General features: G+C 30.8%; 17 protein-coding genes. 14 read left to right on the top strand and 3 right to left on the bottom strand.

Going from position 1 to position 22,247, the window contains the following annotated elements:
* The first annotated feature begins 9 nt into the window (after positions 1–9).
* The 3 genes from BLV79_RS06340 to BLV79_RS13235 all read left to right on the top strand — a co-directional run bounded on the left by BLV79_RS06340 (position 10) and on the right by BLV79_RS13235 (position 2,944).
* The gene (locus BLV79_RS06340; protein ID WP_074717212.1) at positions 10–606 is read left to right on the top strand and encodes a thiamine phosphate synthase; all 597 of its coding nucleotides are present in this window, start codon (positions 10–12) and stop codon (positions 604–606) included.
* 100 nt (positions 607–706) lie between these two features.
* Positions 707–2,032, top strand: coding sequence for a phosphomethylpyrimidine synthase ThiC (gene thiC / locus BLV79_RS06345; protein ID WP_074717214.1), 1,326 nt, complete (start codon positions 707–709; stop codon positions 2,030–2,032).
* A gap of 150 nt (positions 2,033–2,182) precedes the next feature.
* Positions 2,183–2,944 (top strand): DUF4186 domain-containing protein, encoded by a 762-nt coding sequence (locus tag BLV79_RS13235; RefSeq protein ID WP_330389946.1) that lies wholly within the window; start codon positions 2,183–2,185, stop codon positions 2,942–2,944.
* A gap of 19 nt (positions 2,945–2,963) precedes the next feature.
* On the opposite strand, the gene BLV79_RS06355 is transcribed toward BLV79_RS13235, so the two are convergent.
* The gene (locus tag BLV79_RS06355) at positions 2,964–4,331 is read right to left on the bottom strand and encodes an MATE family efflux transporter (RefSeq protein WP_074717216.1); all 1,368 of its coding nucleotides are present in this window, start codon (positions 4,329–4,331) and stop codon (positions 2,964–2,966) included.
* Positions 4,332–4,439: 108 nt separating this feature from the next.
* Between BLV79_RS06355 and BLV79_RS06360 the strand changes: the two genes are divergently transcribed.
* The 6 genes from BLV79_RS06360 to BLV79_RS06385 all read left to right on the top strand — a co-directional run bounded on the left by BLV79_RS06360 (position 4,440) and on the right by BLV79_RS06385 (position 12,288).
* Entirely contained in the window at positions 4,440–5,036 is a 597-nt protein-coding gene (locus tag BLV79_RS06360) for a hypothetical protein (RefSeq protein WP_074717218.1), read from the top strand.
* A 50-nt stretch (positions 5,037–5,086) separates the two neighbouring features.
* Positions 5,087–5,548, top strand: a complete 462-nt coding sequence (locus BLV79_RS06365; protein WP_074717220.1) for an RpiB/LacA/LacB family sugar-phosphate isomerase — start codon at positions 5,087–5,089, stop codon at positions 5,546–5,548.
* 74 nt (positions 5,549–5,622) lie between these two features.
* Positions 5,623–7,122 carry a methyl-accepting chemotaxis protein gene (locus BLV79_RS06370; protein WP_074717222.1) on the top strand — a complete coding sequence of 500 codons (1,500 nt, stop codon included), beginning with the start codon at positions 5,623–5,625 and terminating at the stop codon, positions 7,120–7,122.
* A 42-nt stretch (positions 7,123–7,164) separates the two neighbouring features.
* The gene (locus BLV79_RS06375) at positions 7,165–8,808 is read left to right on the top strand and encodes a GGDEF domain-containing protein (RefSeq protein ID WP_083354478.1); all 1,644 of its coding nucleotides are present in this window, start codon (positions 7,165–7,167) and stop codon (positions 8,806–8,808) included.
* A gap of 20 nt (positions 8,809–8,828) precedes the next feature.
* Positions 8,829–10,538 (top strand): ATP-binding cassette domain-containing protein, encoded by a 1,710-nt coding sequence (locus BLV79_RS06380; RefSeq protein WP_074717226.1) that lies wholly within the window; start codon positions 8,829–8,831, stop codon positions 10,536–10,538.
* A 73-nt stretch (positions 10,539–10,611) separates the two neighbouring features.
* Positions 10,612–12,288, top strand: coding sequence for a sensor domain-containing diguanylate cyclase (locus tag BLV79_RS06385; protein WP_242871447.1), 1,677 nt, complete (start codon positions 10,612–10,614; stop codon positions 12,286–12,288).
* A 149-nt stretch (positions 12,289–12,437) separates the two neighbouring features.
* Here the strand turns inward: BLV79_RS06385 and BLV79_RS06390 are convergent, their stop codons facing one another.
* Positions 12,438–12,971, bottom strand: coding sequence for a hypothetical protein (locus BLV79_RS06390; RefSeq protein ID WP_074717231.1), 534 nt, complete (start codon positions 12,969–12,971; stop codon positions 12,438–12,440).
* Positions 12,972–13,024: 53 nt separating this feature from the next.
* A complete protein-coding gene (locus tag BLV79_RS06395) occupies positions 13,025–13,825 on the bottom strand; it encodes a class I SAM-dependent methyltransferase (protein ID WP_074717233.1) in 801 nt (266 codons plus the stop codon).
* Between the two features lie 493 nt (positions 13,826–14,318).
* Between BLV79_RS06395 and glgX the strand changes: the two genes are divergently transcribed.
* From glgX to BLV79_RS06420, 5 genes are all read left to right on the top strand, one after another.
* On the top strand, positions 14,319–16,433 hold the full coding sequence (gene glgX, locus BLV79_RS06400; RefSeq protein WP_200795883.1) for a glycogen debranching protein GlgX: 2,115 nt from the start codon (positions 14,319–14,321) through the stop codon (positions 16,431–16,433).
* A 303-nt stretch (positions 16,434–16,736) separates the two neighbouring features.
* Positions 16,737–17,480 carry a response regulator transcription factor gene (locus tag BLV79_RS06405; protein ID WP_074717235.1) on the top strand — a complete coding sequence of 248 codons (744 nt, stop codon included), beginning with the start codon at positions 16,737–16,739 and terminating at the stop codon, positions 17,478–17,480.
* Complete coding sequence (locus BLV79_RS06410; RefSeq protein WP_074717237.1) at positions 17,477–18,715, top strand: HAMP domain-containing sensor histidine kinase; 1,239 nt, start codon at positions 17,477–17,479, stop codon at positions 18,713–18,715. The genes BLV79_RS06405 and BLV79_RS06410 overlap by 4 nt, the downstream gene beginning before the upstream one ends.
* Before the next feature lie 223 nt (positions 18,716–18,938).
* On the top strand, positions 18,939–19,694 hold the full coding sequence (locus BLV79_RS06415; RefSeq protein ID WP_074717239.1) for an ABC transporter ATP-binding protein: 756 nt from the start codon (positions 18,939–18,941) through the stop codon (positions 19,692–19,694).
* A 1-nt stretch (position 19,695) separates the two neighbouring features.
* On the top strand, positions 19,696–22,137 hold the full coding sequence (locus tag BLV79_RS06420; protein ID WP_074717241.1) for an ABC transporter permease: 2,442 nt from the start codon (positions 19,696–19,698) through the stop codon (positions 22,135–22,137).
* Positions 22,138–22,247 lie beyond the last annotated feature (110 nt).

A 22,247-nucleotide genomic window follows, 5' to 3' on the forward strand; every position in this document is an offset into this window, starting at 1 on the left:
AAACAACAAATGAGAGGGAAAAACACAAATAACAGAGATTATAAGGATACAATTTTTGTTACTAATAGAAAACTTGTCAAAGGAGATTTCCTTGAAAGAATCAAATATTTATCAGGTTTTTCTCCAAGGGCAATTTTGCTTAGAGAAAAAGATTTATCGGAGGAGCAATACAAAGATTTAGCTACGGAGGTTTTAAAAATCTGTAAAGAAAATAATATTCCTTTGATAATTCACAATTTTTCAAAAGTTGCAAAAGAGCTTGGAGTAAGAAAGATTCATTATTCTTTTTCAAAATTGGAAAAAGAAAAAATAGATAAATCTTTTTTTGAAGAGATTGGTACGTCATGTCATAGCATAGAGGAAGCAAACAAAGCAGTTGAGTGTGGAGCTGATTATATTTTTGCAGGTCATATTTTTCAAACTGATTGCAAAAAAGATTTAAAGCCACGAGGTATTTTGTTTTTACAACAAATGGTTCAAAAAACAAATATTCCGGTTTGGGCAATTGGTGGGATTGATGATGACGATACTCGAAAGAGAATGTGTTTGAATGCAGGAGCAAAAGGTGTGTGCGTGATGAGTTACGCAATGAATAAGGAATTATAAAAATATAAACTAAATTTAAATAATAAAATAATCGTTTTAAGTAATTGTAAAAAGCTTAGTACGAAATACAAATATAAAAAGAAAGAATATGAGGTAAAATATGAGAAGTTATAAGACACAAATGGAAGCAGCTAAAAAAGGAATTATTACAAAGGAAATGGAAATAGTTGCAGAAAAAGAAAATTTAAATCCAGAATCAATTAGAGAAAAAGTTGCAAAAGGTGAGGTAGCAATTCCATGCAATATAAATCACAAATCAATTTCACCGGAAGGAATAGGAGATGTTTTAAAAACAAAAATCAACGTTAATTTAGGGATATCTGGAGACTGTAAAGATTATGATAATGAAATGAAAAAAGTCGATTTAGCTATCAAATATCACGCAGAAGCTATTATGGATTTAAGTAATTATGGAAAAACCAATACATTTAGAACAAAACTTATTGAAAAGTCGCCGGCAATGATTGGTACAGTTCCAATGTATGATGCTATAGGTTATATTGAAAAAGATCTTCTTGAAATTAAGGCTGAGGATTTTCTTAAAGTTGTAGAGGCACACGCAAAAGAAGGCGTTGATTTTATGACAATTCATGCAGGAATTAACAAAAGAGCAGTTGAAGCTTTTAAAAGGGATAAAAGAACGATGAATATCGTTTCGCGTGGGGGTTCTCTTTTGTTTGCATGGATGGAAATGACAGGAAACGAAAATCCATTTTATGAATATTATGATGAGTTACTAGATATTTTAAGAGAGTATGATGTAACTATATCTTTGGGTGATGCATTAAGACCTGGTTGTCTTAATGATAGTTCAGATGCTGGACAGATTTCAGAATTGATAGAGCTTGGTGCTTTGACACAGCGTGCATGGGAGAAAGATGTGCAGGTATTAATTGAGGGACCAGGTCATATGGCAATGAATGAAATTGCGGCTAATATGCAAATGGAAAAAAGAATCTGTCATAATGCACCATTTTATGTATTAGGACCTTTAGTTACAGATATTGCACCAGGATATGACCACATCACATCTGCAATTGGTGGCGCAATTGCTGCAGCTAATGGAGCCAATTTTTTATGTTATGTCACTCCAGCAGAGCATCTTAGATTACCGGATTTATCAGATGTAAAAGAAGGAATTATCGCAAGCAAAATTGCTGCACATGCAGCAGATATTGCAAGAGGTGTAAAAGGTGCAACAGATCAGGATATGGCAATGGCAAAGGCACGTCACAAATTAGATTGGGAAGAAATGTTTAATATTGCAATCGATGGCGAAAAAGCAAGAGAATACTTTGAAAGCACTCCACCAGAAGATAGACACTCATGTTCAATGTGTGGAAAAATGTGTGCAGTTAGAACAACAAATAGAATTTTGGCTGGAAAAAAAGTAGAGTTTGAAGTAGTAACTGCGGATTGCGAATAAATAGATTAAATAATAACTTAAAAAACTCATTGCCGCAACAAATTCTCTTTACAAATAAATGTAGAAGTACTACTATTTTGTATAAAAGTTAAAAATTGTAATGAAAAAGTAGGAATAGTCATATGATAAAAAAGAGAGGTCTTATTCTATATGAACGAGTGGCAGGAGAAAAGAATAAATTATATTGTTGTAAATAAAACAGAGAAAATAGAATCTGCGATAAAAAAAGAATATAAAGTAAAAATGCTAAATGTTTTGTTGCTTTTTCCACTATATCAGGAGATTTCATTAATAGAAGTCTCAGAAGAATCGATGACAAAAATAGATGCAGTTATTTGTGCAGGTGATGGAAAACAAGAAAATCCATTACCCTGCGATTATAAAAATGTCCTTAAACTAGCAAATGATTGTAAAAAATTAAATAAAAATTTTATTTTTAGAGATACCGGCTCTCTTTTTAGGATGGATGATAAGCTATACCATATACCAAGAGGCGTCAGTAAAATGCAGGCAAAAAAAGCAAATGTTGATTTTTATATATCTAATGTGGATAAGGAACTATATTCAGAAGAAAACTTGTGGGAAAGATTAGCAAAATCAAAATTCAGAAGCAAGTTTAAGTTGTCCCTAAAAGATAAAGAGTATACAAATCAAAAAGGACAAGAACAGTTAAGAGCTCATGCATATAATTTTGTGGAAAAAAGATTAGCTCCTAAAAATCCCAAAAATGATGGCAGACAAACTCCTCTTAAAGGTCATCCTGTTTTTATAGCACAGCATGCAACAGGAACCTGCTGTAGGGGATGCTTAGAAAAGTGGCACAGAATAAGCCAGCAAAAACAATTAGACGAAAATGAAAAAAACTATATTTGTGATGTTATTTTGGAATGGATTAACCGCCAAATGGAATAATCCATTCCATATAAAAAAACTAATGATTCTTAAATTCTTCTTTTCGAAGTTCATAAATAATCATAATCGTGCATGCAAGTGCAGCTGTGAAATCAGCTATTGGTCCAGCGTACATGATTCCATCGATTCCAAAGAATAATGGTAAAATTAAAATCAGTGGTAATAGGAAAAGGATCTGTCGTGTAAGAGATAAGACGATACCTTTTTTGGGTTTACCAATAGCTGTAAAGAAGTTTGATGAAATCGGCTGCATAAAACAAATACAAATAAAGAATAAAAATATTCTAAAGTAATTTGTAGAAAATTTAAAATACAATTCACTAGCTGTTCCGTTGTCGAATAAGGCAATTATTTGACGAGGAAAAATCTGGAACATTGCAAAAGAAAAAATACTAATTACTGCTCCATATTTAATTGCAAGTAAGTATGCACGTTTAACTCTAGAATAATTTTTGGCACCATAGTTAAAACTTGCAATAGGTTGTAAACCTTGTGAAATGCCAATGATGAAAGAGAAAAATACCTGAGAAACCTTGGTAATAAGTCCAACGCAGGTAATAGGAATTTCTTCACCGTAAACAGAATGCTGACCATAATATTTTAGTGATTTATTCATAATAATTTGAACTAACATCATTGCAAACTGATTAAAACAAGGAGCAGCTCCGAGTGAAACAACTTTTTCAATGTAATGAGCGTGAGGAATAAAGACCTTTTTTGAAAGAGTTGTTGTTTTAAAGTTTTTAAAATAAACAATAACTATTGCACAAGAAATAATTTGGCCAATAACTGTTGCAGATGCAGCTCCAGCCATTCCCCAATGAAAACCAAAAACGAATAAAGCGTCTAAAATTGTATTAATAATTGCTCCGGTCATATTTATAATCATAGTCATTTTTGGACTACCATCAGCACGAACTAAATGTCCACCACCGGCTGAAAGAATTAAGAAAGGAAATCCAATCGAAGTGATTCTTGTATAAATAATAGCATATTTTAAAACACTGTCCGGTGACCCAAAGAATTTAAGCATAGGAACCATAAAAATTTGTGAAATGAACATAAGAATTAATCCACAAATAATCATCATTGTTGCAGAATTACCAATGTAGTATTTCGCATGTTCGTTATCGCCCTCACCTAAAGACAAGTTAAATGCAGATGCACCACCAATGCCAAATAAAAGCGCACACGCTACACATGAGATTGTAAGTGGAAAAACAATATTAGTTGCTGCATTTCCAAGTCCTCCAACTGAACGGCCAATAAAAAACTGATCTACAATATTGTATAGAGAACTGACAAGCATAGCGATTATGCTTGGAATTGCGAACTGTTTAAGAAGTTTTTTTTCTGAAACAGTTGCTAAAGGGTTAGAACCTTGCATTTTATCACACCTTTCACGTATATATCCTTGTAATTTTATCATAAAATATTTTACAGTGCAAAAAAAAGTGATATTATAGAAAAGAAGTTTTATGAGGTAGGTAGAAAAATGGAAAAAAAAATAGAAAAAATTAAAAAAAGTTTATTAGTTATGTTTCCAGGAGTGGGATATACATGTGACAAACCACTTTTGTATTATATTGGAAAGTTGTACCAAAATGATAATTTTGAAATAAAAAAATTATCATATACAGGTTTTATGAATGGGCTAAAAGATGATTCTCAAAAAATGAACCATGCCTATGAGCTTGTAAAAAAACAAACTAAAGAACAATTAAAAGATATTAATTGGAATGAGTATGAAAAAGTAGTCTTTGTTTCAAAAAGTATAGGAACAGTTGGAGCAGCATATATTTTTAAGTATATGCAGGATAAAAAAATTATTAATTCAAACTTAAAAATTTCTAATATTTTTTTAACGCCATTAGTAGAGACATTTAATTATGTTACCGAAAAAAGTGGATTTGTCATAATAGGTGATAAAGATCAATGGAGTGATTATGCACAAATTTGTAAGTTGGCAGAAAAGTATAATTTGCCGGCGCATATCATTGAAAATGCCAATCATTCACTAGAAAATAGCGATATTTTTGATAGTATAGACATAATATTTAATGTTGTAAAAATAGTTGATTCTTACCGATAAAACATGTAGTAGAGTGCGCAAATTTTTAAAATCAGGAGGTGTAGATTGTAATGAAAATTGCAATGGCATGTGATCATGCAGGAACAAAACTAAAAAATGAAATTAAGGAGTATTTAATTAGTCAAGGACATGAAGTAGTAGATTTCGGAACAAAAGATGAAAATTCATGTGATTTATCTGATTTTGTATATCCAGCTTCTTTAGCAGTAGCAAAAGGTGAATGTGAGAGAGGTATTTTTGTAGATGGAGTAGGCTATGGAAGCGCTCTTATTGCAAATAAAATAAATGGAGTATATGCAGCTGTTTGTCAGGATACATTTTGTGCAAAATTAGCAAGATGGCATACAGACTCTAATGTATTATGTTTAGGTGCTAAAATTATTGGAAGTATGATTGCTATGGAAATTGTAAAAGATTGGATGGCAACAGAAGCTCTTACTGATGAAAAATATAGAAGAAGAGTTAAAAAAGTAGAAGAAATAAACAATAAACATTGTCTACCAGTAAAATAATATTTTTTGAGTGACGTTTGTGTTATTTTATAGAGTTTCAAGTGTTTTTGCGTTTTTATGTATTAGGAGGTCCTATGGGAGAAGAACGTTTTGTATATGCGGACTTAAATAAGCAAAAAGAGAGGATGAATCGAGCACTTGTAATAGGTTACATAATTTTTACGATTTTCATTTTCGTAGTAAGTGGAGTTAATTTCCTGGCAGGTTTGAATAGCTTAAAAACAGTGTTAAATGTAGATGGGTGTACTTTGATAGTGTTATTTTTACTTTTTTTAGATTTAAAACTAGACAAGAATCCAGAAAGACTAAGATATTTTGCTCTAATAGGACTAATAGTTATTCAAATAGTTACTTCAATTGTATATAACGCTAGTTATATTTCTGTTTTAGTGTGTGCACCACTTGTTGGTTGTATTTTGTTCTATGACAAAGTATTTTCGGGCTTAGCAGGGGTAATGACTAGTATGGCAAGTATAATTATTTTTCTTGTAAAAAAATATGCATTAAATATGTACGAAGGAAATGACAGTGTAGTTGAAGTATTTACAATAGCTGCTATTGTATTGGTTATTGGAATTGCGTATTTGGCGGTTTCAATCGGTGGAACTTTCCAAAATGATATGTTTGGAAAAATTGAATATGACAGATCAAATCAAAATAAGATGATAGATGATATTGTAAGAGTTGCAGATTCTGTTAGAAATCAGACGAATAGTGCAATGAACACTATGAAAGAGCTAGAAGAAGCGACAGGTGTTGTTGATGATGTAGTTAAACATATTACACAGAATAATATGTCTACTGTTGAGAATGTTCAAGTACAGACACAGATGACACATAATATTCAAGAGTCAATCGAAGAAACTCTTAAATATGCAGCAGTCATGGTTGATATAGCAGGGAATGCAGAGGAAATAAATGTTCACAATCAGGCGACTATTAATAAATTAAAAGATCAGGCAACAACAATTCAAAATACTAATTCGCATGTGGCAACAGCGATGGAAAATCTTAAAGAAAAAACAGAAGCTGTAAAGGGAATTGCAGATACTATTTTTTCAATTTCAAGTCAGACAAATTTACTTGCATTAAATGCATCAATAGAGAGTGCAAGAGCAGGGGAAGCAGGTCGTGGTTTTGCAGTTGTTGCAGATGAAATTAGAGAATTAGCTGAAAAAACTAGAGCAGAAACAGAAACCATTGCAAATGTTTTAGAAGAATTATCATTTAATGCAAATAATGCAGCTAAGGCTGTAGAAGAGTCAACAGAAGCGACAAATTCTCAGAACGAACTTATTACAGAGGCAGCTGGAAGTTTTGATGCGATGAGTGATAGAGTTGGAGAACTTACTAAAAATATAAGTGAAATAGATTTGATGATTAATAGTTTATCTGAAGCTAACAATCAAATAGTTGATAATATTGTTCAATTATCATCGGCTTCGGAAGAAGTAGCTGAAAACTCAGAACAAGCACAAGAATATAGTAAACGTAATCTTGAAAAAGTAGAAATTACTAAAGGATTATTAGAAAAAATTGAAGATGAAGCATGTAAGTTGGATGGATATATCTAATGGAAGTCATGCATATGGATATAATACTAAAGGGGGAGTGATATGATGAATAAATTTTTTACAGAAAGAGATAGATTATTTATAATACTTGTGTCACTTCTCGTTGTATTTATGTGGATTGCTTCATCTATGCTTTTTGCGAAAGATGGTGTTTTAAGGTATTCTAGTGGAAATAAAGAAATAGTTACCTTAAAACCTACAAAAGTTACAGAAACTAACCAAAAAAATTCTAATAAAAAGCAAAGTAAATATTATTTTGATGGAAGGGTAATAGAAAAAAATGGTGGGTGTATTCAGTTTTATACGTTGTATCAAGAGATAAAAGTTATTGAAATTGATAAAAAAGGAAAAAAAAATACGGTTTATGAAGTAAAAAAATCGACATCACCATTTGGAAGAAATTCAGGTGTCAGGCACAATTTTTCAGAGATTTCTAAGGATGCAAAAGAGGTTGTGGTTGAATTACGTTATGATTTTGATATAGATTCTAAACCGATAAGGTTTAAATGCGGAGAAGAATCAAATTTATATTTTAATATTGTTATAAATAATATATCAAATCAGGTTCTTGTAACTATTGAAATGTTATTGGGTATGTATATAATCATGAGTTTTTGGTTCGTAGGTTATAAAAGGCAAAGACAAAAAGTTATTTTATATTACGGAACCTTACTTTTATATATGGGAATGTGGTGTTCTTTAGAAATAGATGTGATAAATATGCTGTTTGATAACTATTCGGCAGTATACTTTATGATTTATGGCATTTTATTAACAGCTCCAATTCCATTTATTTTATTTATAGATTCTTATTATGAGGTAAAATCAAACAGGGTTTCAGAAGGAATAAAAATAGTATCTGCAATACAAGCAATGATTATGGCGATTTTGCAGTTGGTGGGAAAAATCGAATTAAGAGAATATTTAACGTTGATTCAGATTGAGTTGACGGTTATGAATTTGTATCTTGTTTACGTTTCATATTTAACTATAAAAAATAATAAAGATACAATATATAGAATTGAAAAAATTGTAGAGACATGTGGTTTATTATTAGGCTATGTTTTAGCTGTTTTATCATATAGAATGCTACATTTTGAAAACAATATATATGTGCTGATTGTGGTTGTGGTATACAGTATAGGAGTATGGTATAATATCACGAAGCGCGAATTATTGAAGGATGAAGAGAATAAGCGCATCGAAATATATCGCTCACAGGCAGAGTATGATATTTTAACTAATGTAAAAAATAGAAATAGTTTCGAAAATTTCATGTATGATTTAAAAGAGTATTCAGGTTATGCAGTTTGTGTGTTTGATTTAAATAATTTAAAAGTATGTAATGATACTTATGGCCACAAAGCTGGCGATAGGTTAATAGTTGCGTGTGCAAATTGCATCAAGGATGTATTTGACAAACTAGGAGATGTTTACCGTATTGGTGGAGATGAGTTTTGTGTTATCTTTAAATGTGGTAATAAAAAAGAAATAGAGATATTGTTAGATGATATGCAAACATTGCAGAATCAGTATAATAAAACTACGAGAACAGTTAAAGTTGAGGTGGCAGCAGGATACGCTATTTTTTCTCCAAGATATGATGACAATTTAGAGAATACTTTTTCGAGAGCGGATAAAATGATGTATTACAATAAAAGGATGAAAAAGGCTGATGATAATTAGCCAGTTAGAAAGGTATAAAGATGATCAAAGTAGAAAATTTATCATATTCTTTTCCTGAAAAAGAATTATATAAAGATGTTTCTTTTGAAATTGAAGAAGGAATGCATTGCGCATTTATAGGAAGTAATGGAACAGGGAAAACAACATTAATTGATATGATGTTAAATCCGGATAAATACTTATATGATGGAAAAATAACCGGGTTAGAGGGCAAAAGAATTGGTTACGTAAAACAGTTTGAAGTTCATGATAAAGCATGTAAAACAACAGTTTTTGATTATTTAAATGAGTATTTTGTAAAATTATTAAAAGAAACTGAAGATACATGTGCTATGATGACTGAAGCTGAAAATATGGATGAGTTATTTGAAAAATATCAAAATCTTTTGGATGAGTATCTAGCACTTGATGGAGAACACTCATCTACAAATATTTATAAAGCTTTAAAAGATGCTGATTTATTTGAAAAATGTGATTTGCCAATTAAAGATATTTCAGGTGGAGAGTTTAAATTAGTTCAGGTAATAAAGGCTATGCTTATGAAAACGGACTTGTTGATAATGGATGAGCCTGATGTTTTTTTGGATTTTAAGAATTTAAATGGTTTAGTAGAATTAATCAAAACATACCCAAAAACAATGTTAGTAATTACACATAACAGATTTTTATTGAATCATTGTTTCAATCAGATTTTACAGATTGAGAATTGTGAAGTGCAACAGTTTGTTGGTAATTTTATCGAATATAATTTGATGAGATTAGAAACAAAATTAGAAAACAGACAAATTGAAAAACAGCAAGATGAAGAGATAGAAAAAAATGAGCAGATGGTTAAAAAATTAAGAGCCACTGCAACAGTGATTGATTCAGCTTCGCGTGGAAGACAGTTAAAGGCTAGAGTTAGTTATCTAGAAAGATTAAAAATGAATAAAATCAAGTCACCATTTTTAGAGACACCAGTGTATGATATTCAAATAGAACCTTCTGAATCATTAGAAGAGGATGAAGTAGCAATTAAAGTTTCTGATTTTGGAGTGGCGTTTGAGGAAACATTATTAGAAAAAGTAGATTTCGATATAAAAGGAGAGGAAAAAGTTGCAATTGTTGGAGCTAATGGAACAGGAAAAACAACTCTTCTTAGCCGAATAATGGAAGTCGCAAATCAAAAAAGTAAAAATATAGAAAGTAAAAACGGTGAAAACTCAAATAAAAATTTCGATGGAAGTATTGAATTTTCACCAAATGCGATGATTTCTATTTTGTCTCAAACAAGGGATGATTTACAAGAATCAGAGGATGCCAAGAAGATGTCTGGTGGCGAGAAAAATATGAGCCAGGTTAAAGAAGTTACATCTAAAAAGCCTAATGTTTTAATTTTAGATGAACCAACAAGTCACCTTGATATATATGCACAAGAGTCATTAGAAAAGGCTTTAAAGGAATATAATGGAGCTGTGTTATTTGTGTCGCACGATTTTTATACTATAGCAACATTAGCTGATAGAGTTTTATTGGTTGAAAATAATTCGATTCGTCAAATGAGCAATAGAGCATTTAGAAAAATGATTTATTCTAAGCATTTTAATAAGGACTATTTATTGCTTGAACAAAAGAAAAAAGAAGTAGAAAGACGAATTGAACAGCATTTATTAAAGGATGAGTTTTCTAAAGCACAGAAATTGTGTGATGAGTTAGAAGACATAACAGCTGAGATGACAGAAATCAGATAGAGAAATAATATAAATCTGCTTAGAGGAAAAGTCTACCAGTTTGTTATTTTAGGGGGAATGATGTTTGAAGGAAGTGAATAGTAACGTAAGAAAAATATTTTTTTTCATAGAAGCTTTATTTGTAACGATCATTTTTTTCTTGATGATTTTTTCGAATATCTATAAAAACTGTGATAACTGCAGTAGTCGATATGCTGCTAAAGAAGTTGAAACTATTGAACCTAAAAAGGTCGAGATTACAGAAAACGAAAAAATCTATATATTTGATAGAGATGAAATAATAAAAAAAGGAAATATGATTTCTTTTTTTACAAATAGACTAGAGGTTGATGCGTATGTAGATGGTGAACATATATACTGTTGTCACAAGGTGAACTCTAGATATGGTAACACAACTGGAAATATGTGGAATAGAATTGTTATAGAGCGCAATATAAAAAATGATGTTTATGTTTATATTAAACCTGAAGATAGAATTAATGTTAATAAAGATGTGAGTTTTTCTATTGGAGATGAGTCTAAAACTATAAAAAGTTTTTTAGCAAAGTATTTTGTTGAACTTATTTTTTCAATAGTTGTAATAATAATCGGTTTATATATGTGTGCAAATTGCGTGTTTGCTTCGGTTGAACTAGAACAAAGTGATGGTGCGATTTATTGTGGTATAGTTTTGGTTTTATTAGGAATCTGGGCTGTAAACGAATCCCATATTGTAACGATGTTTTATCAAAATAGTATTGCAAGGTACTTTATAAGTTACGTAGAAATTATGTTGATTCCGTATCCGTTATTATTATTTTTTAGTAAGTATTACAATCGAAGAAATGAGATAGTGCATACTTTTGTTGGCATTGGATATGTGGTAAATATTGTTTTTGCATTGCTCTTTCAGGTTACAGGAATTTTGCAGTTGCATCAAAGTGTTGTGGTGACTCACTTCTTTTACGTTGTTGTAGTGATTGATTTGCTATATACGGGAATTTTAAATATTCAACAAAATATTAGACATAAAAGAGAGAATATAAGACAGATAGTTGAGATAGTTTTTTTGTTTTTAAGTATAGTTAGTATTTTGTTTATATACTATTTTATAAGCTTGGATTCATATATGATAGCTATTTCAATGATAATAATAGTCAGTGCTACAATCTGGGGAAAACTTGCAAATAACAGGTCTAAAATGCTAGATGAACGTCATCGATTAGAATATTACTACAATTTAGCAGAGAAAGATGTTTTGACAGGTTTAAAAAATAGAAATTCATTTGAAAGATGGATGAAAGAACGTCAAAGAAAGATTAATGTTACTATCATTACATATGATTTAAATGATTTAAAGAAAACCAACGATTCGTATGGACACCAAGAGGGAGACAAATATATTATTGAAGCTGCAAAGATAATCGATGCTGTTTTTAATGAAATTGGTGTGAGTTACAGGATTGGTGGAGATGAATTTTGTACAATTATAACTAATAAACTAGAAATTCCTATTAGTAAATATGTTAATTCCATTAAACATCTTCAAGACAAGTATAATCAGACAGAACCGTCTCGAGTGATGAATATAGCGATAGGATATGCAATTTACGATAAAAAAATTGATAATACACTAGAAGACACAAGGGATAGAGCAGATGCTATGATGTATGAGAATAAGCAAAAAATAAAAAGTTTTTTGAACACAGACGATGATGATTTTGATGTGAAAGATGACAATGATACAAATGAAGATTATAAGAAAGAGTGAGACTAATACTATAAGACTAGAAAATGTTTGATGAAACAAAAGTTGTCTAAAACTCTAAAAGATTAAAAAAATAAAGGTAACTCTTTGATAAAAATGAGGTGATTCCTCAAATAACAAAAGAGTTACCTTTTTATTTTAGATTAGTAATTTTATTTATTTTTTGAATATGCATATTCGAGTAATCTATTATCTATACTATCGATTTCTGCGAATACAACTTCATCAGTTTTTACTTCAAGTATTTCAAGCATTTTAGCTGATGATATATCAACACATTCTAAAGTAAACTTATCGTTTTCAATTGATTTAATAAACCCTGTATCTAGTTCTTCTTCATCATTTCTCATAATAGTAATGAGTAAATTTTTTTGATTAGCTAATTTAAGTAAATCATTAATATTTACAGAGAGTTCAGAATATGTAAGAGTAGGATGGTTATCATTTTGTTCTTTTTTATCGTTCCAATACTCTATATATAATTTCATTTTATTAATATATTCTGAATCATAGATGACTTCAGTTAAAGTGTTTTTTTTCATCCAATAAAAGCCGTCCCATTTTCCTTGTAAATCAAGTGCTTCTATTAGAACAGCATCATCAGAATCTAAAATACATTTTCCAACAGTGAAATCCTCTCCGTCTGAATAGAATTCAGCTACTTTATCTTTTAATAATGTTATCATTTTCTATTTTTCCAACCTTTCTTTGTTTTTTAAAATTAAATTGCATTAAATCATTATTTTTCGACCTCAAGTATATCAAGTGTATGAGCTCCAGCACCAAGTAAATCAGGTCTCTCACAAGTTGCCAATTGATATTGAATAAATAAATCAACCTCTTCTTCTGTTAGTTTATTCAAATATTGACGCAATACGTTAGATGAGCCATCTGGAGATATAATTAAATCTCTTTTTAATTTTACTATCTCGTTTAGTTCATTAATATCTTCTATTCTTACATAGCTGTATAATTCATTGGCGTTTTCCTTGCAATGAAAATTTTCATCTAATTTGCCAGATTTAATGCTTTCTCCGAGGTTTCCTTCTTTTACCCCGAAAAACAAAACAGCATAATCATTCATTACATATGACACAAAAATATTTGCCCCGTTTTTGGCAACTCTTTTGGCTTCATTTAATGCCTGAATTTTTTCTTCTTTTTTAAGTAAATGGTACATAGGTCCTAGAACTAGAATGATATCAAAGAAATTGTCTTCATATTTCTTTAATTTTAAGGCATTTCCCTGTATTGCCTTTACCTTGCTTCCTTTTGATTTTAATATGCCCAAATTGTATTTTACCAATTCAACAGCATATACATCGTATCCTTCTTCGGAGAGTGGAACGCAATATCGGCCGGTACCTGCTCCAATTTCAAGAATCTTCAAGTCTTCTTTTTTCATATTGTTTTTTTGCAAATATGCATCAATATATTTATGAATATATGTCATCGAAACTTCATATTCTATTCTGCCGTAGCGAGAATTAAGTCTTTTTTCTTCATTGAATTTATTATAATATTTTTCCAAATCGGTCATATGATTCTAATTTCTCCTATCTAAAGTATTTATAGTTCTATAATTTTATTATTTATCTAATTGCACATAACAACTATTATAATACATATTTTGTGGAGTGTATATTTGATTTTTATTTATTTTATATTTTAAATTTGTAGTTTGGTAATTCAATTACCGATATGAAATAGCGGCATTTACTTGTGTGAGACTTCACTATAAGGGCATAATGTGATAGACTAAAAGTGAGAAGAGTTTCTAAGAAGAGATTTTATTTTAATAGAATATATTTTGAAAAAATGTCGATAAATATAACATAGGAAATTTTGTTTTTCAAATTAGTTTTTGTTTAGAAGGGAAAACATAAGTAAAATTTATGTTAATAACAAGGAGGTTTTCCATGTTTTGGAAAGATAAAAGACTTGTAAATTCTATAAAACCTAAAAGTGCAAGGGGGACGAATGCGGAAAAACAAGATCCTGCCGATGGTTTTATGAGTTATTATGAGATGGATATGGCAGCACAGCAATTATATGGTGCAGACGGTAAACTACCCCCATTAAAAGAAGTTAGTGGATATATGGTTAGACCAGGATATTACAGAATGTTAGGTGCAACAGAAACACCTTTTGGGGTCAGCTTTACAATTAATTCTCATAGTGCTACAAGTTGTACTTTGTTACTTTTTAAACCTAGAGAAAGCGAACCTTATGCGGAAATAGAGTTTCCGCAGAATTGTCATATTGGTAATACGTATTCAATGCTTGTATATGGGTTGAAAATAGATGAGTTTGAGTATGCGTATAGATTTGATGGACCATATAAACCAGAAGTGGGCAAGATTTTTGATGCAAAAAAGGTACTTCTTGATCCATACGCAAAGGCTGTAACAGGTCAGAGAAACTGGGGAGAATCAGAGGATGGCGGTAAGCCATTTACATATAAGGCGCGTGTAGTTAAAAACAATTTTGACTGGAGAGATGTAAAACAATTAGAATTGCCATTTGAAGATTTAGTTATTTATGAGATGCACGTAAGAGGTTTTACAAAAGATAAATCTTCGGGAGTTCATGCAAATGGAACATTTCAGGGAATTAGAGAAAAAATTCCATATTTAAAAGAATTAGGAATTAATGCAATAGAGTTAATGCCAGTGTTTGAGTTTGATGAAATGGAAAGTGCAAGAGTGGTTGATGGTGTTCAATTATATAATTATTGGGGCTACAATACAGTATGTTTTTTTGCACCAAACACAAGTTATGCTTATAAACGAGAACATAATCATGAAGGTGAAGAACTAAAAAGATTAATTTACGATTTGAAGAGAAATGGAATAGAAGTAATTCTAGATGTTGTATTTAATCATACAGCAGAAGGTAATGAAAAAGGACCTTGTTTTTCTTTTAAAGGAATAGATAATGATGTATACTATATGCTAACACCCGATGGATATTATTACAATTTCAGTGGTTGTGGAAACGTATTGAATTGTAATCATCCGATTGTAAGACGTTTTATAATAGATTGTTTAAGACACTGGGTTGTTGAATATAGGGTTGACGGATTTAGATTTGATTTGGCATCAATTTTAAGTAGAGATCAAAATGGAGCACCAATGGCTAATCCTCCTATTCTTGAGGAGATGGCGTTTGATGCTGTTTTGGGAAAAGTAAAATTGATTGCTGAAGCTTGGGATGCAGGTGGTTTATACCAGGTTGGTAGTTTCCCTTCATGGAGTAGATGGGCTGAATGGAATGGAAAATATAGAGATGATATGAGAAGATTTCTAAAAGGTGATCCTGGAACAGCTCAAGATGCAATTAACAGAATAACTGGTTCAAAAGATTTATATGATCCTAAGTATCGTGGAAATAGTGCATCAGTGAATTTCTTAACTTGTCATGATGGTTTTACATTGTATGATTTATATTCGTACAATGTGAAACATAATGAGAAAAATGGATGGGATAATACGGATGGTGACAATAATGGAAATAGTTGGAATTGCGGAGTTGAGGGCGAGACTAGCAATCCTGTAATTCAGGGACTTAGATTAAGATTAGTAAAAAATGCTTTTGCAACGTTACTATGCAGTAGAGGACCAGCTATGTTTTTTGCAGGGGACGAATTCTGTAATACGCAATTCGGTAATAATAATGCATATTGTCAGGATAATATTATTTCATGGCTTGATTGGAATCGCTTAGATGAATATAGAGAAATACATGATTTTGTAAAATATATGATTAGATTCAGAAAGGAACATGCCGTACTTAGAAAATCAACCAAGCCAGCTAAATCATCACTACCAGAGATTAGTATTCATAATGGTTATCCTTATAAATCACAAACCGATTATGATACACACATGATAGGTGTAATGTATGCGGGACGCGATGAAGAGGATACGAAAGATGATATAATTTTTGTTTCAATAAATACATATTGGGAGCCTCTTACCATGCAACTTCCAGAGTTACCATATGCGTATGAATGGAAAGTCGTAGTTAATACATATTGCGAGTATAAAGATGGAGTAGATATAGAGGCGTTTACAGAAATATATGGACCAAACACGATAAGAGTTCCAGCAAGGACAGTGATTATTCTTACAGCAGAAAAGATTTAATACTAATATAATTGCAAGGAAAAGCAATTGCAAAAAACATAATAGTAAACTGATGCCATTTTAAAATATAAATAGCTCTGCCTACCGAAAAACAATGAAAAAATCGGTGGGCAGAGTTTTTTGTTATAAAAAACATGTAAGAGATCTTTTGGGTGGAAGTGTGTAGAAATGGAGGTATTCATGTGATATTATTTTTATAGTATCATAAAGAGATGGTATATAGCCGACGAAGACGACAAATGACATTTAAAAATGGACATAACGCAATCCAATCACCAATAGCATCAAAAGGAGGAAGCAGCAATGGTATACCAATGTTTGATAGTTGAAGACGAGATAGAATTAGCTGAGGCTACAGCAGAGTATTTTAATATGTTTGAGATTAAATCAGCTTTTGTAGAGAATGGAAAAGCTTGTTTTGATTTTTTAGAAAAAAATGAAGTTAAAATATTGCTTTTAGATATAAATTTAAAAGAAGAAAATGGAGTAGATATTTGTAGAAAAGTTAGGGAAAAATATGATTTTCCAATAATTTTTATTAGTGCAAGACAAAAGGATGATGATATATTAGTGGCTCTAAGTTCGGGCGGAGATGATTATGTAAAAAAACCTTATTCACTTAGTATACTTATGGCAAAGGTTAAAGCAATATTAAGAAGACTTGACTTAAATAAAAAAATTGAGTTAGATTCAAATGGTAAGAGTATGGAAGAAAAAAACTTGGCCTCAAAAAACATGCCAGAAAATAGTATAGAACAAGAAATCCCTTTTTTGAAGTTAAATAATAAGACTTTTATGGTGGAATACGGAGAAAAAAATGTGGTATTAAAAGCGAGAGAGTTTGCACTATTAGAGGAGTTATATAAACACAAGGGTGAAATCGTTACAAAAGAAGAATTATTTGAAAACGTATGGCACGATGGATTTTATAGTGATAGCACGCTTAATGTACATATCAGAAGGCTTAGAGAAAAGCTAGAAGAAGATCCTAGCAATCCTAAACTTATAAAAACTATTTGGGGAACGGGGTATCAATTAGATATATGAAAATAAAAAAATTAGCAATAATAATTTTGTCAGTAATAATACTTTCATTGCTATGGATAGTCTATTCGATTTTTCAATTTAAGGAACCGGAGACGAATCTAAATGATATTAATGAAAAATATCATTTAGTCCTTGAAAAGTATGAAAAGAAAAACATAGTATCTGATAATAAAACATATAGAATTATTTTTAAAAGTGATGAAGATTATGAAAAAGAGCTTTATAATGCTTACAAGAATAGTGATTTTGTTACAGAATTTGATTTAAAAAACAATAAAAGCGGGTCGATTATATGGCGGAAAAATAAGAATTATATTGTAAAGTTTAAAAAAGATTTAATAAAAAAATCCCTATTTATGTGGGGAGTTATTTCAGTAGCCTTTTTAACTTTGTTTTTATACATTTGGAAAGGAATTTTAAGCCCATACAAAGAACTCGAAAATTATACAAGCGAAATATCAAAGTTAAATCTAGATATAAGACTTCCTATTCATAAGCTTAATCCCTTTGGAAAAGTTACAGAAAGCTTTGATATTATGAGGGAGGAGTTAAAAAAATCAAAACGTAGAGAATATGAAGCAAACGTTGCTAAAAAAGAACTTGTAGCAGAACTTAGTCATGATGTAAAGACTCCAATTTCAACAATTAAGGCAGTTACAGAAGTTTTGCAGATTCAGGAGGATAATCCTAAAAAACTTGAAAAATTAAAAACCATCGAAAAAAAAGCAGATACAATTAATGAATTAATCAATAACCTTTTCCATGCAACATTAGAAGAATTAGAAGAGCTAGATGTTGAGGCAAATTTGACGGATTCTAGAAAACTATCACATTTTTTAGATGAGTTAAGGATTTTTGGCGAAATAGAAGAAGAAAACTCGGTTCCAGAATGTTTGGTTTATATGGATGAATTAAGGATGGAACAGGTCATTACTAACATAATTTATAATTCATATAAGTATGCAAACACAGTTATTAAAGTAAAATATGAAGAAAAAGACTCAGAAATAGTAATGACAATTCGTGATTTTGGAGAGGGAGTTTTGGAAGAAGAGTTACCACTTTTGACCCAGAAATATTACAGAGGAAGCAATGCAAAAGAGTCTAAAGATGTTGGTGCGGGTCTTGGAATGTATCTTGTCAAATACTTTATGGAAAAACAAGGTGGTGGAGTAGAAATCTTTTGTGATAATGGATTTGTGGTAGAACTTCATATAATGAAAAATAAGATTTAAAAACAAAATGGATTAAACTTCAGTATTAAAAATGTAAGAAACAGTTAAGGAATATGCAAGTTTGACGTAAAGATTTGCAAAAAAAAGTGCTGTATTATTAAGGCGTACCTAAGAAGTAGTGCAAAAAATAAGAATAAAAAATAAACTAACAAGGAAATGAAATTTCCAAAAAGAAAAATTGATAATATAAGCATTTTTTAGATGCAAAATTTAGGAGGTCAAAATGTCAGAGTTAATTATAGCAAAAGATTTATGCAAAACATTTTCAAATGATTCTGTGCAACAACATGTGCTCAAAAATTTGAATCTTGAAATACATAAGGGTGAATTTTTGGTCATAATGGGGAATTCAGGTTCGGGAAAATCAACATTATTGTATTCTCTATCAGGAATGGATCGCCCAACATTAGGAAAAATAATATATGAAGGAGAAGAAATACAGAATTATTCAGATGAAAAATTATGTGTTTTTAGGGGAAAGAATACAGGATTTGTTTTTCAACAAAATTTTTTAAATGATACATTAACTGCAATTGATAATGTTATGGTTTGTGGACTTTTAACACACAAAAATAGGAAAAAATTAGCAGAAAAATGTAAAGAGCTTTTGCTAAAGGTAGGAATTACAGAAGAGGATTTTAACAAATTTCCAAGTCAACTTTCAGGTGGACAAAAGCAAAGAGTGGCAGTAGTAAGAGGCATAATCAACAATCCTCCAGTTCTTTTTGCAGATGAACCAACAGGAGCATTAAATTCAGACAACACAGAAAAGTTACTTGATATTTTAACAAAGATGAACGAAAATGGTCAAACAATTGTTATGGTAACGCATAGTATAGAGGCCGCTAGAAGAGGGGATAGAGTTATGTACTTAGAAGATGGAGTTATAAGAGATTCGATTTCTCTTGGAAAGTTTACCAGCAGAGACAGTAGCTCTAACCAGAAACTAAATCATTTCTTAGAAGAAATGGGGTGGTAATATGTATTCAAATTTGTTTTTAATAAAAGCTAATATAAAAAGACAAAAAGCAGATATTGTAGTATTTATTACACTTGTGATGCTCTCAACGATGCTTATGCTTGTGAGCTTATCAATGATTTTTACAATGGGAAAAGTAGTAGACAGCCATTTTAAAGATATAAATGGGGCAGAAGTTGTAATTTCGCTTAATGAGCGTGCAAAAAATGTAACACAAGAAGTTGTAAAAAAAGATAAACGAATAAAAGACTGTGAAGCTGTTAAAAGATTACTTGCGAATGCAAAATACAAGGAAAAATCTGATAAGCAGTGGAGTGACTTTACTTTTGCTATTCAATCCTATAAGGAAAAAAGGACAATTAATAAGGTATATAAGTTTCCTAATTCATATGAAAAAAATGATGCTTTATTGCCTTATTATCTTCATGGTCATTATAAAATTGGTTCAACAATTCAGCTTAAAATAAACGAAAACAAATATAATTTTCGTGTGGCTGGTTACACTCAAGATCCAATGTATTCAACACCTTTAAATGTTACAGTTTATAATATTTACGTTTCAGAAGATATGATGAAAAAAATAGCCAAAAATCAGGAAGTTGCCTCGCAGGTTAAATATAATATTATTTTAAAAAATAAATACTATAAAGACAAAGTTGAAGATGATATTTCTGATAAAATTAATAAAAAAACAGGTAGTGTAGTAGATGGACAAAAAATATCAATAGAGGCAATAGGCTGGTACAGTGGAATGAAAGGCGGTTGCATGTTCATGCCAAAATTGGCTCTTGCAGTATTATTTATTTTTTCCATAATGGTCTTAGTGATTTCGGCAATAGTTATATCTTTTGCTATCAGAAACTTTATTGAAAAAAACATGAGAGATATTGGACTATTGATGGCGTCAGGGTATAAAATATCTAAATTAAGACAGATTATTGTATCTGAAATTGGACTTGTGACTTTAGTTGGTACAATAATTGGAGTTATATTTGGAAAACTTCTATATAGTAATGCAGGAAGATTGATGGAAGATGTTCTTGGACTTGAGTGGAACCAAGGGTTAGATGTTAAAAATGTGTTTATAATTGCTTTTGCTATTTTTGTTTTTTCATGTGGAATAGCTTATGGAGGTTCACGAAGGTTCAAAAAAATCACGGTGTTAACTGCTCTAAGGGGTGGAATTAATACACACAATTATAAGAAGAATTACTTTCCTTTGATAACAACAAGACTACCAATTAATTTAACACTTTCGTTGAAGAATGTTTTTTCATCAGGGAAAAAAGAAATCGGAATGTTTGTAATGATGGCGATAATGGCGATTATTATGCAAACAGCGTACGGAATTTATTATAATTTTGGAAATAATCAGGAAAGAATTCTTGAATTTGCGGGAACAGAAGGCGGTACAATTGGCGTTTATGGTGATGAATCGTTAAAAGATAAACTTGAAAAAATACCGCATGTTAAGGCTATGCATGGTAGGTATGGAAATGTTTCATGTTTTTTCCAAAGTACACAGGAAGAACAAAAGAAGGGAAAAAGTAAGGTAAGTAGCAATGCAAACTGTCAAAAAAATAGAAAAGGAAGCATCGTTAGCACTTTTATTTTCCAAGATTTATCGAAACTTAGATACTGTAATATTGTTGAAGGAAGAATCAGCAAATATGAAAACGAGATAATTATTGGTGGCGGTGTAGCAGAAGATTTAGGAATTAAAGCAGGTGATACGATAGAAGTTGCATTGACAAGAGAAAGCCCTAAGAAAACCTTTATTGTTACTGGCATCTATCAACAAATCAACAATATGGGGCGTACAGTTATGATGAACAAAAATGCATACGAACGTTTAAATCCAGATGAAACTAAATGGAAAGAAGAAGTCCTATATACGATATATGCCGCAGATGAAAAAAACTATCAAGATATGAGAAAAGAAGTTTTGAAAGTTTATCCAGAAGGCAAAAACAAAATAGATAACTTTGAAAAAATGGCAGCAGAAACAACTGATGTTGTAAGTAATGTTTTAATTAAACTTAGTATTGTGATTTCTATAATAACTGCTTTTATAGTTATGTTTGTTGAGGGACTTTTAATTCATTCGAAAGTAGTCATGGAATGGAAAAATCTAGGCTTAAACAAAGCTTTGGGATTTACATCAAAAAAATTGATTTTACAAATGGTTATGTCAAACGTACCAATAATCGTTGTGGGTTCATTATTTGGTGTAGTTGTTTCAAAATCTCTAGCCTGTCAATTCTTGACCATGGGAATGTCGTCATTTGGAATGAAAAGCGTAAAAATGGAGTTTGGCATTGGAGGAATGATTTTGACAATGGCCATAATTATATTTTGCGCAATACTCAGTGCAGTAGCAACATCAATTAGAATTAGAAAGGCTAATCCAGTTGATATGCTTGTGAAGTATGGTGAATCTTAAATAGAACCGGAATGTATGTCTAGAGGAATGAATTAGGAAACGAAGACTGACATGTAAATAAGAGAAAAGTCATAGGAAAATGCCAAACCGCAAATGCCTATGACTTTTTT

Source organism: Lachnobacterium bovis DSM 14045, from assembly GCF_900107245.1.
In the GTDB taxonomy this organism is placed as follows: Bacteria; Bacillota; Clostridia; order Lachnospirales; family Lachnospiraceae; genus Roseburia; species Roseburia bovis.

Coding starts and splice junctions, on each gene's coding strand:
- BLV79_RS06380 (WP_074717226.1), top strand. CDS start 8,829: ATGATCAAAGTAGAAAATTTATCATATTCTTTTCCTGAAAAAGAATTA.
- BLV79_RS06415 (WP_074717239.1), top strand. CDS start 18,939: ATGTCAGAGTTAATTATAGCAAAAGATTTATGCAAAACATTTTCAAAT.
- BLV79_RS06355 (WP_074717216.1), bottom strand. CDS start 4,331: ATGCAAGGTTCTAACCCTTTAGCAACTGTTTCAGAAAAAAAACTTCTT.
- BLV79_RS06390 (WP_074717231.1), bottom strand. CDS start 12,971: ATGATAACATTATTAAAAGATAAAGTAGCTGAATTCTATTCAGACGGA.
- glgX (WP_200795883.1), top strand. CDS start 14,319: ATGGCAGCACAGCAATTATATGGTGCAGACGGTAAACTACCCCCATTA.
- BLV79_RS13235 (WP_330389946.1), top strand. CDS start 2,183: ATGAACGAGTGGCAGGAGAAAAGAATAAATTATATTGTTGTAAATAAA.
- BLV79_RS06370 (WP_074717222.1), top strand. CDS start 5,623: ATGGGAGAAGAACGTTTTGTATATGCGGACTTAAATAAGCAAAAAGAG.
- BLV79_RS06375 (WP_083354478.1), top strand. CDS start 7,165: ATGATGAATAAATTTTTTACAGAAAGAGATAGATTATTTATAATACTT.
- BLV79_RS06395 (WP_074717233.1), bottom strand. CDS start 13,825: ATGACCGATTTGGAAAAATATTATAATAAATTCAATGAAGAAAAAAGA.
- BLV79_RS06365 (WP_074717220.1), top strand. CDS start 5,087: ATGAAAATTGCAATGGCATGTGATCATGCAGGAACAAAACTAAAAAAT.
- BLV79_RS06420 (WP_074717241.1), top strand. CDS start 19,696: ATGTATTCAAATTTGTTTTTAATAAAAGCTAATATAAAAAGACAAAAA.
- BLV79_RS06360 (WP_074717218.1), top strand. CDS start 4,440: ATGGAAAAAAAAATAGAAAAAATTAAAAAAAGTTTATTAGTTATGTTT.
- BLV79_RS06405 (WP_074717235.1), top strand. CDS start 16,737: ATGGTATACCAATGTTTGATAGTTGAAGACGAGATAGAATTAGCTGAG.
- BLV79_RS06340 (WP_074717212.1), top strand. CDS start 10: ATGAGAGGGAAAAACACAAATAACAGAGATTATAAGGATACAATTTTT.
- BLV79_RS06410 (WP_074717237.1), top strand. CDS start 17,477: ATGAAAATAAAAAAATTAGCAATAATAATTTTGTCAGTAATAATACTT.
- thiC (WP_074717214.1), top strand. CDS start 707: ATGAGAAGTTATAAGACACAAATGGAAGCAGCTAAAAAAGGAATTATT.